Annotated in this window: 11 protein-coding genes; 4 read left to right on the forward strand and 7 right to left on the reverse strand. The window is 61.4% G+C overall.

The genetic code is table 11. From position 1 onward, the window contains the following. Positions 1-107 precede the first annotated feature (107 nt). From OR601_RS07040 to hisS, 7 genes are all read right to left on the reverse strand, one after another. A complete protein-coding gene (locus tag OR601_RS07040; protein WP_136012032.1) occupies positions 108-1,760 on the reverse strand; it encodes a 4Fe-4S dicluster domain-containing protein in 1,653 nt (550 codons plus the stop codon). Between the two features lie 452 nt (positions 1,761-2,212). Further along, positions 2,213-3,988: an ABC transporter ATP-binding protein gene (locus OR601_RS07045; RefSeq protein WP_265591502.1), complete on the reverse strand. Its 1,776-nt coding sequence runs from the start codon at positions 3,986-3,988 to the stop codon at positions 2,213-2,215. A gap of 2 nt (positions 3,989-3,990) precedes the next feature. Beyond that, positions 3,991-5,721 (reverse strand): ABC transporter ATP-binding protein, encoded by a 1,731-nt coding sequence (locus tag OR601_RS07050; RefSeq protein ID WP_265591503.1) that lies wholly within the window; start codon positions 5,719-5,721, stop codon positions 3,991-3,993. Positions 5,722-5,726: 5 nt separating this feature from the next. Further along, on the reverse strand, positions 5,727-6,203 hold the full coding sequence (locus OR601_RS07055) for a MarR family winged helix-turn-helix transcriptional regulator (RefSeq protein ID WP_265591504.1): 477 nt from the start codon (positions 6,201-6,203) through the stop codon (positions 5,727-5,729). A gap of 178 nt (positions 6,204-6,381) precedes the next feature. Beyond that, complete coding sequence (locus tag OR601_RS07060; RefSeq protein WP_265591505.1) at positions 6,382-7,326, reverse strand: RluA family pseudouridine synthase; 945 nt, start codon at positions 7,324-7,326, stop codon at positions 6,382-6,384. An 8-nt stretch (positions 7,327-7,334) separates the two neighbouring features. Next, a complete protein-coding gene (locus OR601_RS07065) occupies positions 7,335-8,201 on the reverse strand; it encodes a hypothetical protein (RefSeq protein ID WP_265591506.1) in 867 nt (288 codons plus the stop codon). Further along, complete coding sequence (gene hisS / locus OR601_RS07070) at positions 8,198-9,535, reverse strand: histidine--tRNA ligase (RefSeq protein ID WP_265591507.1); 1,338 nt, start codon at positions 9,533-9,535, stop codon at positions 8,198-8,200. The genes OR601_RS07065 and hisS overlap by 4 nt, the downstream gene beginning before the upstream one ends. 137 nt (positions 9,536-9,672) lie before the next feature. On the opposite strand from hisS, the gene OR601_RS07075 reads away from it, so the two are divergent. The 4 genes from OR601_RS07075 (at position 9,673) to OR601_RS07090 (ending at position 12,853) form a co-directional block, all read left to right on the forward strand. Continuing rightward, positions 9,673-10,158, forward strand: coding sequence for a PTS sugar transporter subunit IIA (locus OR601_RS07075; protein WP_265591508.1), 486 nt, complete (start codon positions 9,673-9,675; stop codon positions 10,156-10,158). Between the two features lie 325 nt (positions 10,159-10,483). Then, positions 10,484-11,308, forward strand: a complete 825-nt coding sequence (locus OR601_RS07080; RefSeq protein ID WP_265591509.1) for a transporter substrate-binding domain-containing protein — start codon at positions 10,484-10,486, stop codon at positions 11,306-11,308. A 77-nt stretch (positions 11,309-11,385) separates the two neighbouring features. Then, positions 11,386-12,039 carry an amino acid ABC transporter permease gene (locus OR601_RS07085; protein WP_265591510.1) on the forward strand — a complete coding sequence of 218 codons (654 nt, stop codon included), beginning with the start codon at positions 11,386-11,388 and terminating at the stop codon, positions 12,037-12,039. 7 nt (positions 12,040-12,046) lie between these two features. Beyond that, complete coding sequence (locus OR601_RS07090; protein WP_265591511.1) at positions 12,047-12,853, forward strand: amino acid ABC transporter ATP-binding protein; 807 nt, start codon at positions 12,047-12,049, stop codon at positions 12,851-12,853. Positions 12,854-13,103 lie beyond the last annotated feature (250 nt).

Raw genomic sequence — 13,103 nt, forward strand, 5'->3', positions numbered from 1 at the left:
TGCGTCCTCAAGCTTGCGTCCTCAAAAAAGAAGGTGCCAGCAATCCGGCACCTTCTAGTGAGCTTTATGGTTGTACACCGTCTTCACTCTTGTTGCAAAAACCGCCTTCACTGATCGTGAGGCTCGTCCACTGTCTCGATGGAACGGGTCTCTACCAGCTCCTCCGGAGCGGGAACGCGCTCGGTGTTTTGAGGGATGCGAGGGGCATCGTCGGGCTCGTCTCGGCCCATGGCCAGAAGCTCGGGGATCTGCATGCGATAGGCGTTCTCGGTGGCATTCTTGCGGGGAGAGCGCTTCATATAGGCTTTTACCTGGGCTTGGGACTTCTTGATTGACTGCAACGTGCCAGGGCCTGCCACGCAGCCGCCGGGGCATGCCATGCCCTCGATAAGATAGCCGGGGTATTTGCCCTTGATGGCGTCACGCATCATCTTGCGGCAGTCATCCAGGCCCTCGGCGGCAGTGATGTTGACCTCCCTGTCCGGGTGCATGCGGTGCACGGCGTTGACCACTGCATTGGCAACGCCGCCGGATACTGCAAATCCACGGCCGTCGGCGCTCGCAGCCTCAAAATCGTTATCCTTGGGCTTGTCGAGCTTGGTGTAGTCGACACCCAGAGCCTCCATCATGCCGGCCACCTCTTCGAAGGTGAGCACAAAGTCCACCTCGGAGCGTACGGAGGTGCGCATGGCCTCCAGCTTCTTCGCCGAGCAGGGCCCCACAAAGACGATCTTCGCGTCGGGATGCTGCTCGCGCAGCCAGCGAGCGGTAAGGGTCATGGGCGTGAGGGCCATGGAGATGCACTCGGCGTTGTCCGGGAATTCCTTCTTGGCCATAGAGGCCCAAGCAGGGCAACACGAGGTGCCCATGAAGGGGAGCTTCTCGGGGACCTCTTCGAGGAAGTCTTGAGCCTCTTGGATGGTGCAGAGGTCTGCGCCGATGGCCACCTCCTCAACACCGGAGAATCCCAGGATCTTGAAGGTCTCGCGCAGCTTGCCCACATCGCCGCGGCCGCCATACTGGCCAACAAAGGCGGGGGCCACAGCTGCGATGACCTCTGCCCCGCTCTTGATGGCGCTGATGACCTGGAAGATTTGGCTCTTATCGGCAATGGCGCCAAAGGGGCAGTTCACCAGGCATTGGCCGCAGGAAACGCAGCGATCATAATCGATGTCTGCACGACCTTGCTCGTCGGAGCCGATGCAGTGCATGCCACAGGCGGCGGCGCAGGGGCGGTCGCGGTGAATGATGGCAGAGTAAGGGCACACCTCGGCGCAACGGCCGCACTTGATGCACTTCTCCTGATCGATGAAGGCGCGGTGGTTCACGAAGCTAATGGCGCCCTTGGGGCAGATCTCACGGCAGGGGTGAGCCAAACAACCCTGGCATTGATTGGAGACCACGTAGGAGTTCTCGGGGCAGGCATGGCAGGCGAACTTGATGATGTTGATCAGAGGGGGCTCATAGTATTTCTCAGGGCGCTCGGCCTCTTTGATGCCGTCAGAGATGGAGCTGGGCTGATCTACCGGCAGAAGGTTGAGGCCCATGGCCAGCCTGATGCGGGCGCCCACGATAGCGCGCTCCAAGAAGATGGACTCGCGGTAGGTGGCCTGCTCGCCAGGGATGATGGTATAGGGCAGCTGGTCTGCCCAGTCGGCAGTGGCATCGCCTTGCATGTAGGCCACACGGGCTACCTCACAAAACACCTTGCGGCGAATCTCAGTGAGGTTGGTGTAGACCCCTCGCATGGTATCAGGCATGGGTGCTCCTCTCGACCCGTCCTGGCGGGCGTCACAGTCTCTTGGCACAGTATCCTTTATGATACGCGTAACCTTGGACACCCACGACTCTTGCAACTATGTACTCGCCGTACGGGAAAAGGTATGCAATCTTGAGGCCATAATCAAAGGCCAAGGGGTCGCTCGAAGAGATTATAAAAATACAATTACGCACAGTCGTGAGCGTCGATGATCCAGCAGGACTTGAGGCAGTCAAAATGATTGCGGTCTGAATGACTCGCGGCTTTAGTGAGTAGACTCACAGCCTTCAGTGAGTGGATGAGCACTCACTGAAGGCTCAGTGAGTGAAATTACGCTCACTGAAGCACTTTTGACCACTCACTGAAGGTCTCAGCTTTTCAAGCGTTCAAGCGTCTCAAGCCTGCCGTCCCGGGCCTGGCCAAGCAAGCATCCTGGGCCTGCGCTAAGGCTCCCTAGGCAAACTGAGAGTTATAGAGCGCGGCATAGGCTCCTCCGGCTTCGAGCAGTGAGTCATGGGTGCCTTGCTCGATGATGTTGCCGTGGTCCATATAGAGGATGAGGTCGGCATCGCGAATGGTGGAGAGGCGGTGGGCGATCACAAAGCTGGTGCGGCCATGCATGAGGCGGTCCATGGCGCGGCCGATCTCCACCTCGGTGCGGGTATCCACGCTGGAGGTCGCCTCATCCAGAATGATCACCGGTGGGTTGCGCAAAAAGATGCGAGCGATGGTGATGAGCTGGCGCTGGCCTTGGGAGAGGTTGGAGCCCTCGTTGTCCACCAGAGTGTCGTAGCCCTGAGGCATGGTGCGAATGAAGTAGTCGACCCGGGCCGCCTTGGCCGCCTCGACTATCTCTTCACGGGTGGCTCCCGGCTTGGCATAGGCGATATTCTCGGCAATGGAGCCGCCAAAGAGCCAGGTATCCTGGAGCACCATGCCAAAGTTGTCGCGCAGGCCGTCTCGGGTGAGGTTCTTGGTAGAGACGCCATCCAGGGTGATGAGGCCGCCGTCGATCTCGTAGAAGCGCATCAATAGGTTGATGAGCGTGGTCTTGCCGGCGCCAGTGGGCCCTACCACGGCCACCTTTTGGCCCGGAAGCACGCCAAAGGAGACGTCGTGCATGAGAGGCGCCTGGGGATCATAGCCAAAGCGCACGTGCTCGAAGGTGACGGCGCCGGTGGCTCCGTGGACCTCCATGGGGTGGGCCACATCGGATTCCTCTTCGGGAGCGTCCAGAAGCTCGAAGGTACGACGCGCAGAGGCCAGGGCGCTCTGGAGGGAGTTCACCATATAGGCCGCCTGGGTAAAGGGCTCGGCTGCCATGTTGATGTACTGGAAGAAGGCTTGGGCTACACCCACCGACATGACGCCGGCGAGCATGAGGCCACCGCAGGCCACGGCGATGACCGCCAGCGAGACGCGCTGGATGGTACGCATGACCGGGTTCATGGCGTACATGGCAAAGTCGGCCTTCTCGGTGGCTTTGCGGTTGGCGTCTGCCAGCTTGCGCACCGCCTCGCAGCTAGTCTGCTCCTGGTTGCAGGCGCGGATGACGTTGCGGCCGGTGTAGTACTCCTCCACCTGGCCGGTAAGGGCGCCCAGCGTCTCCTGACGCTCGCTGGCAGCAGAGAGGGTGCGTTTGGAGATGAGCCCGCAGATGATGCTGGAGAGTGCCATAAAGGCCAGGTAGACCAGGGTAAGGCCTGCCGAATAGTAAAACATGATGGCCAGCACGCCCACGATGGTGCCCACTGCGGTGATGAGCTGGAGCAGGCCGGTCTGCATGGTTTCGGAGATCTTGTCCAGGTCGCCGGTGACCCGGGTGAGGATCTCGCCGGGCTGATGGCCGTCGAAGAAGCGCAGGGGTAGACGGTTGAGCTTGGTGGCGATGGACTCGCGCAGCTGCAGGTTCAAGGTCTCTGCCACCGAAGCCATGATCTGCACCGATGCCCAATAGAACACCACCTGCAGCACGTAGAGCACGGTAAGGAAGGTGAGCGAAGCGCCCAGAGGATCCCAGGCGATCACAAAGGGGCCTTCACCGGCAAGGACCGGCTGCACTGCATGCCAAAGGTCGTTGATGACCAGAGCGCTCTGGAAGGGCCCCCAGATGTAGGTCACCAGGAACAGCACGCGCAAGATGAAGACCACCATGAGGCGAGTGCGCTGGGGTCCCAGCTGGCTAAAGAGGCGCAGAGCCACGCCCATACGAGAGTCTTGACGTTTCATTCCTACACCTCCTGTTTGGTTTGAGAGGCCACAATCTCTTGGTAGACCTCGCAGGTTTCCATGAGCTGCTCGTGGGTACCAAGACCCACGGGATGTCCCTCGTCGATGACGAGGATCTGATCGGCATGGCGAATGGTAGAGACGCGCTGGGCAATGATGAGCACCGCGGCTCCAGCGGTCTCAGCCTCCAGAGCGCGGCGCAGAGCGGCATCGGTCTTGAAGTCCAAGGCCGAGAAGGAGTCGTCAAAGACGTAGAGCTCGGGCTTTGCCACCAAGGCGCGGGCGATGGCCAAGCGCTGGCGCTGGCCGCCGGAGAAGTTGGAGCCGCCTTGGGCTACCGGGGCGTCCAGACCTTCAGGCAGGCTGCGTACGAAGTCTGCCGCCTGAGCCACCTTAAGGGCATGCCAAAGCTCTTCGTCGGTGGCCTGCTCGTTTTCCCAGCGCAGGTTCTGGGCGATGGTGCCCGAGACCAGCCAGGCCTTCTGCTGCACATAGCCAATGCGGCCGCGCAGCGTATGCTGGGTCATTTGGCGCACGTCCTGCCCGTCGATCTCCAGCGAGCCCTGAGTCACCTCGTTGAAGCGCATGATGAGACTGGCGATGGTGGACTTGCCAGAACCCGTACCGCCGATGATGGCGGTAGTGGTGTTGGGCCAGCACTCCAGGTTGAGGTTGGTAAGGGCGTCTTCCTGGGCGTCCTTATAGCGGAAGCGCACCTTGGAGAAGCGCAGGGTGGGCACCTCGGGATTTGGCTCCAAGTGGGTGAGCGCGCCGGGCAGGTCGTCGATCTCAGGCGAGTAATCCAGCACCTCCTGGATGCGGTTGGCGCATTCCAAGGCGCGAGGCACCATGATGAAGACGAACTGGGCCATCAAGATGTACATGAGCACCATGATGGCGTATTCCACCAGCGCGGTGATGTCGCCAATGCCCAGCTCGCCCACGGCGATGCGGGCGCCGGAGGTCCAATAGACCGCGATCACAAAGACGTTCATCACCACATACTGGAAACCGTCCACGTTGGTAAAAAGCTTGTTCGCCTTAATGGCGGTCTGAGCGTAGTTGGCAAAGGAGGTGTCCAGTCGCTGGTTCTCATGCCTCTGCTGGTTGAAGGCACGCACCACGCGCACGCCCGAAAGATTTTCCAGCAGCACTTGAGTCATGGTGTCCAGCTGCTTTTGCAGGCGGGTGAAGAGCGGCGATACCGAGCGCAAGATGAATGCCACCACTACGATGAGCACGATAATGGAGACCACCAAGAACCATCCAGCCAGAGTGTCCACCGAGAAGGTCATCACCAGCGCCGCCACCGCCATGAGAGGCACGGGCACAATCATGAGGATGGCCTGGGTCATAAGGGTTTGCACCGTCGTCACATCGGAAGACGTGCGGGTAGTGATGGAGGCCACGCCAAAATGGCGGAAGTCAAAGATCGAGAGCTTCATCGACTTGGCATAGAGCGCACAGCGAATGTCGCGGCCCATGGAGGTGCAGAGCTGGGCGCAGAGAGCGGTAGCGATGGTAGTGGCGACGCCTGTGAGCAGCGCTGCTCCGGCCATCTCCATGCCCGCAGCCACCAGCAGGTTGAAAGAGGCCTGCTCGGTGCCCAGGTTCAAGATCCTGGCGGCGATGGTGGGGATGGCCAGCGTACCAACCACGTCAACGGCCAAAAGCAGGCAGATGACCAACAGTTTGAGCCAATAAGGCTTGAGGAAGTGGAAGATCAGCTTCACGAGGGCTACTCCTTTCTTGAGGCCGGGGCTTGGGATTGGGTGAGGGCGCCTATGGCAGGAGCGAAGGCCACCCTAAACTGATCGAGCACGCGGTTCACCGTGATGCGATCTTGCTCGGGTATGGCGTTCCACACGGTTTCTTCTGCCTCGTCCAGCGTATGCAGATGGGCTTCTACAAACGCCTCTCCTGCTGCCGTGAGGCGCGCTTGCTTCACCCGACCGTTTTGCGGATGAGGCGCAAGCTCGATAAGGCCTTGGCGCACCAGCGCCTTGAAGGCCGAGTTCACCGTCTGCCTGCTGGCAGCCAGCTCATCTGCTATCTCGGCTTGGCTTGAGCGGCCGCCGGCGATGCAGGCCACGCACCAAAACTCGGTGGGCGACAGGCCGCACGAGCGCGCATAGAGGTCGTAAATGCGGTCCACGGCGTTGTAAATCTCTCTAAAACGCTCGATGGATGCATCGGATACGACAAGGGACGACACAGGCACTCCTTCAATAGAGGAACTTGGTTACAGGACAACAGTCCGAAATCATACTGTACGTTTTCGGATAATATGCAGCCAAAGGATATCTTCACGGAGCCTTCATCACTGCCGTCCCAAACACAAAGCCGCCACTGTCCCAGGAGCCCTCCGCACAGCCGCGCCCGCTGCGCCCTATCTACTTTTTTGCACTCTCTGCCAGCTGGCGCGCTTCTTCTGGGAACCGAGAAGGAACCGCCGCCTCCACCTGGAAGCGCTGGCCGCTCACAGGATGCACCAGGGTCTCCTGCCAGCTATGGAGCATCAGGCCGCCGGAGACCGGCGCCGCTCCATACAAAAGATCGCCCACCACAGGATGGCCCAGGGCAGCTGCGTGCACACGGATTTGGTGGCGCCGGCCGGTGGTGATCGTCACGCTCACGGCGGTGGCGCAAGCGCCGCTGGCAAGGGTCAGCGTGCCCAGCGGCTCAAAGAGGCTGTGGGCCTCTTTACCTGCGCCAGCGTACATGCGCCGGGCATTATGGCGGTCGCGGCCGATGGGCACATCCACCGCCTCAGGCCGGGCCATCGTGCCCTCAACCAGGGCAAAGTAACGTTTGGAGAGACGCGATGGGTCATGAGAGGCCACCAGCCCGTCAAAAGCCGGTTGAAACTCCGGGTGCAGAGAGAAGAGCACCACCCCAGAGGTGTCTTTATCCAGCCGTTGGAGTGCCTGGGGAGCCCCTGCGATCCCCCGTTGCACCATAGCTGCAGCCACCTGTTGGCTAAGGGTGATCTGCCCTGTGCCGTCGCCGTGCACCAAGAGGTTGGCGGGCTTATCGGCAGCCAAAGCCAGGCCCAAGGGGTCTACCCACAAAAGCGTGGCAGCAGGGATGGAGGCATCCAGCGACGCGGGCGCCACAGGCTCGAAGGCCAGTTCCAGCACGTCGCCGGGAGTGAGTGAAGTGGCGCTCGCAAGGACGACGCCTTCTCGGGTCAGACGGCCAGAAGACAACACGGCGGCGGCTCCTGCGCGCGAAAGTCCCAGGGAGCTTAGAGCCTCAGCGGAGATAGCCTCAGTGCGCCAGGCGATCCTTAGGCCATGAGGGCTTGCGTCCAAAATGCGGTAGGGTGCGCGAGCCATGGCAGCTCCTAGGGGCGTGACGGTTGGGCCAAAAGACCTGCGATGGACTCCATGGCGCGGGCCGGAAAGCGCAGGCAGAGCTCGTTTCGCGACAAGTCGTGGCAGGCCAGGGCCTGGGCGCCGCCGATGGCGCGCACCAGCGCCTGGCCGCTGGTGCGATAAGGAGCAGAAGTAAGGGTGCAGGTAGCCACCACGGCAGGCGCGCTGATGCAGCCGATGTCCTGGGGGATCCGCCACTCCTCCACCGCCCTTGACATGGCCGCCACATTATCGCGCGAGGTAGTGGCCACAGTGCGGGCAAAGGAGTCGATGTAGCCGCGAGGAATGCCAAAGCCGTCCATGGAACTCGCCAGGTAACGGCGGCGCTTGCGGATGGGGGCCAGCAGCTTGGCCCCCTGGCCGCTGTTGGACTCTACCTGGCCGATAAGCCCGCGGCTCACCTGCTTGGGGCCGCCCATAAGGCCCCAGCTCCAGCCGTTGAGCCTGGCCGAAGCGGCGGCTCCCGGCACAGGCTCGCACAGCACGTCGGCCACAAAGAGGCGCTGGGCGCACCCTCGGCTCTCGCAGAGCGCCTCGATGGCCACCTGGCCTCCCAAGCCGCAGCCCACCAAGGCTGCCAAGCCAGAAGGCACGTGTTTCTCGGTCCAAGCTACCACTGCCTTCGCTTCGTCCACCACTGCCGAGAAGGTCTTGTCGCCGCACTCCCCTAGCCCATCCCAGGTCGCCAGCACGGCCACATGGCCTTGGGGCAGCTGGGCGGCCAGAGGCGCCATGGCCCACCAGTCGCAAAACTCCGGGGCCAGAAACATCACTGCCGGAGCTTGCGCAGGATCGGCGGCAGCTCCGGTAGCGGGGTCGATGGCATGGAAGATCATAGGGTCTCGCCTGGGGCGACGCGGGCCAGAAGGTAGCTTGCCAGGTCGCCTGTGGCCACCGGCTCCTGCTCGTGGGTCTTCATGTCGCGCACGGTGACCGTGCCCTGCGCCAGCTCGTCAGGGCCAATGACCACGCAGGTGGAGGCGGAGTGTTTGTCGGCCTGTTTGAACTGACTCTTCAGGGAGCGGCCCTGGTAGTCTGCTTCTGTGCGCAGGCCTGCTCGGCGAAGCTCGAGGCAGGTGGCAAAGACGGCATCGCGGCAGGAGGGGTCTGCGCAGGCCACATAGATGCAGGAAGGAGCCGGGCCTGCCAGATCGATGCCCTGGTCTTCCAGCACCAGCATGATACGCTCGAAGCCCACGGCAAAGCCGATGCCGGGGGTAGGCTTTCCGCCCTCCAGCTCCATGAGGCCGTCGTAGCGGCCGCCGCCGCCGATGGCCGACTGGCTTCCCACCCCGCCTAGGGCCTCTACCTCGAAGACCGTGCGAGTGTAATAATCCAGGCCGCGCACCAGGGTGGGGTCTTCCTCGTAGGCCACGCCAGCCTCGTCTAGATACTGCTTGACCTTGGCGTAGTGGGCCGCGCACTCGTCGCACAGGGCGTCGACGATCTTGGGCGCGTCCTCCATCACGACGCGGCAGGCGTCGTTCTTGCAGTCGAAGGCGCGCAAAGGGTTGATGTCTGCCCTGATGAGGCACTCGTCGCACATCTGGTCTGCGTGATCCAGGATAAACTGGCGCACCTGCTCGCGATAGGCCGGGCGGCAGGCGGGGTCGCCCATGGAGTTGATGCGCAGGCGCACACGGGTCATATCCAGGCCCAACGCGGCATAGAAATCCATAAGCATGATGATGACCTCGGCATCCAACGCAGAGTCCGAGGCCCCCAGCACCTCCGCGCCGATCTGGTGGAACTGGCGCAGACGCCCCTTTTGCACGCGCTCGCCGCGAAACATGGGCGCCGCGTACCACATCTTCACCGGGGCGCCGCCCTGGGGCACAAAGGTATTCTCCACGGCCGCACGCACAAAGCCAGCGGTACCCTCGGGACGCAGGGCGAGCCGCTTGGAAGGTTTGAGGCCTTTCTCGGTACCACTCTCAAGCACGTTGGCAAAGTTCGCACCCGAGAAAACCCTGAACATCTCTTTGCGCACCACGTCGGTGGATTGGCCGATACCGTGCACGAACACATCCACCTGTTCCATGGTGGGCGTCTCGATGGCGTCGAAGCCATAGCGGGAGAAGATGCGGCGAGCGATAGCCTGCATGGCCTCCCAGGCGCGCATACGGGCGCCAAAGAGATCCTCGGTTCCTTCTGGCTTTTTGGCTTGCATGAACCCTCCTGGAGGCAAAATGTGAGCGTCGCGGTCAAATCTTCATTTTTGCACCTTGGCCCCAGAGGGGCAAGGAAGCCGCTGAAGGCGAGTAGACTATTCACACTAGTTGCCTGCCTCGACATCCCGGGGGTCTCATGGTCTATTCTGCGCCCGCTTCCTCTCACTCGCCTCTTGTGCTGATCGCCCCAGCCGCAGGACAGCTGATAGACCTCGCCCAAGTTCCCGACCCCGTCTTTGCCCAAGGCCTTCTGGGACCCGGTTGCGGACTTTATCCCTCCCAAGACACCCTGGCAGCTCCCTGCAACGGCGTGATCCTCAAAGCCATGGACCACGCCCTATTGATCGCTGCCGAGAATGGCGTCCAACTCCTCATGCACGCAGGCATCGACACCGTGGCCCTGGGCGGCAAGGGATGCAGGGCCCTCGTGGACAGCGGCGCGCCAGTCAAAGCCGGCCAACCGGTGCTCGCCATGGACCGAGCCTTCCTGGCATCCCAAAATATATGCGACTGCCTCATACTTACCGCAAGCAATGCGCCCGACCCTCTCGCCCTCGAGTTCCTTTGTGCGCCTGACAGCTTAGTCCAGGCAGGCCAGCCCCTTCTTACACTCCAAATCTAACCGCAGCGCAATCGTTATAACCTCAGCTAGATCGCGCTGTAGCCAGCGCCGCGCTGTAGCCAGCGGTCTCAATCACCGGCTCTATCCCCGCCGCCAGCCCTGGGCTCGATAGCGCCACGGGCCTTGACGCTATTGCACGATCCTTTAGGCCGCATTATTTCCGATGCGTCTCATTCGCTCCTCATTTTGGAGCGGGTCCTTCTCGGAGCACTTTATTGTGGTAAAGTGTCCCCACGAAATAGCCCGCGGCCAGTTGCCAGATCATGCAGTTTCCTGCAGGCAAAGTCGGAGCCGCATCACATCCGCACCCCTTGAGGAGGACCCCATGACCACCACTTTCAAGCGCGTATTCGCGATGTTGGCTTGCTGCTTCGCCCTTCTCGGCTTGGCTGCCTGCGCGCAGTCCAACAACGCCGCTCCCGAGGCGCAGGCCTCAGACAAGCCCAAGCTCATCGTGGGCTACGACAACTCCTATCCGCCCTACGGCTTCATCGGCGACGACGGCCAGGCCACCGGCCTCGACCTGGATCTGGCCCAGGCCGTCTGCGATAAGCTGGGCTGGGAGCTTGAGTGCGACGCCATCGACTGGGACGCCAAGGACGCCCTGATGAATCAGGGTTCCATCAATTGCATTTGGAATGGCTTCACCATGGAGGGCCGCGAGGACAAGTACACCTTCTCCGAGCCCTACATGCTCAACGAGCAGGTGGTCGTAGTGAAGAAGGACTCTGGCATCAACAGCCTGTCTGATCTCGCCGGCAAGACCGTCGCCACCCAGGTAGACTCCGCCGCGCTGGAGGTGCTCGAGGGCGATCAGGCCGATCTCGCCGCCACCTTTGGCTCCCTCGACCAGCTCTCCGACTACAACAACGCCTTCGCCCAGCTTGAGAGCGGCCTGGTAGACGCCGTGGCCTGCGACCTGTCCATCGCCGCCTACCAGCTCTCCGCCAACCCCGACGCCTTCGCCCAGCTGGCCGACCCCCTCTCCACCGAGCACTACGCCGTGGGCTTCAAGCTTGGCGACACCGATCGTGCCGAGAAGGTCACCCAGGCTTTGCGCGATCTCACCGCCGATGGCACCGCCAAAGAGATCTGCGACAAGTACGCCGACTACGGCGTGGACTACGAGGGCAACTGGACCCTGAAGTAAGCCTTCGCTCACAGCTATGGCCTCATGGGCTCCGGACGCTCGTGTCGGGGCCCGTTTTCCGTTAAGAAAGGCGCCCTATGGAATTCGCCGTCATGATGAGCATCCTTTTGGAGGGACTCGTCTTAACTGTCGAGATTTTTGTGGTGACCCTGGTAGGCGCCCTGCCTCTGGGCATTTTGGTGGCCCTGGGGCGCATGAGCCGCTGCAAACCTTTGGCTCTGGTAGTGCGCCTCTACATCTCGCTTATGCGAGGCACCCCGCTGATGCTGCAGCTTATGGCCATCATGTTTTGCCCCTATTACCTCTTTGGGCTCAACATGGGACCCGACTGGAAGTTTTTCGCCTGCGCCATCGGCTTCATCTTGAACTACGCCGCCTACTTCGCAGAGATCTACCGCTCGGGCATCCAGTCGATTCCCCGCGGGCAGTATGAGGCGGCGGAAGTGTTGGGCTATTCTCGGTCGCAGACCTTCATGCACATCGTGCTGCCCCAGGTGATCAAGCGCATCTTGCCGGCCATGGGAAACGAGATCATCACCCTGGTCAAAGACACTTCTCTGGCCTTCGTGCTGGGCATCATGGAGATGTTCAACTCGGCCAAGGCGCTGGCAGCCCGCGAGGTGTCCATGACCCCCTACATCATTGCGGGTCTTATCTATTGGTGCATCAATCTATTCATCGAGCTCATCTTGACTCGCGTCGAGAAGCGCATGAACTATTACCACGATTAGGAGCCTTATGAGCGCGGCAGTTTCTCAAGATACCCAGGCCTCTAAGACTGCTGGGATCGCGTTGCCAGTAGTGAGCCTGGAGCATGGCAAGAAGTCCTTTGGCAATACGCGGGTGCTGCGAGATATATCCCTGTCTATAGACAAGGGCGACGTACTGGCGATCATCGGGCCTTCTGGCGGCGGCAAGTCCACGCTGCTGCGCTGCCTCACCTTGCTGGAGCGCCTGGACGGAGGCACACTGGCCTATGGCTCGCTGGTAGTGGCTAAGAATGAGGATGGCGCGGCCCATTATGGTGGCCCCGCTGTGGAGCACGAAGCGCGTAACCGCCTTGGCTTGGTGTTTCAGAACTTCAACTTGTTTCCCCACTACACGGTGCTGGAGAACCTCTGTGACCCGCAGATCCGCGTGCTCAAGCGCTCACAGAAAGAAGCCGAGGCTCGCGCCCGCAAGCTGCTAGACCGCATGGATCTGGGCGGCAAAGAGTCCATGGTGCCCTGCGAGCTTTCCGGCGGCCAGCAGCAGCGCGTGGCCATAGCCCGCGCCCTGGCCATGGACCCTGAGGTGCTCTTCTTTGACGAGCCCACTAGCGCACTGGACCCCGAGCTCACCCAAGGCGTGCTACGTGTCATCCGCGACCTGGCCAACGAGTCCATGACCATGGCCATTGTCACCCACGAGATGGCCTTTGCCCGCGACGTGGCCGACCGCGTGATGTTTATGGATGGTGGCACCATCATCGAGCAAGGCAATGCCTCCCAGGTGATCGACCATCCCACCCAGCAGCGCACTCGCGACTTTTTGGCCTCCTACTAGAGGGATTCTTGGATCATCTGGCATTCTGCGCTCCATGGGCAGCCCGCTCCCAGGCAATTGTTGGGCCTGGGGGCGGGCTTTGTTGTGGGGTATGGGGAGAGCGATCCTGTGGCCTGGAGGCGGCTGCTGATTTGCTTTAGGAGCGGCTGTGCATTTGCTACGTGATTTTTTGAGCTATTTCGTCCAATTCACTACGTGAATTCACGTAGTAAATTCAGAACCCCGAGGTCACAAGAATCATTACCTACGT

The organism is Leptogranulimonas caecicola (genome assembly GCF_023168405.1).
In the GTDB taxonomy this organism is placed as follows: Bacteria; Actinomycetota; Coriobacteriia; order Coriobacteriales; family Atopobiaceae; genus Leptogranulimonas; species Leptogranulimonas caecicola.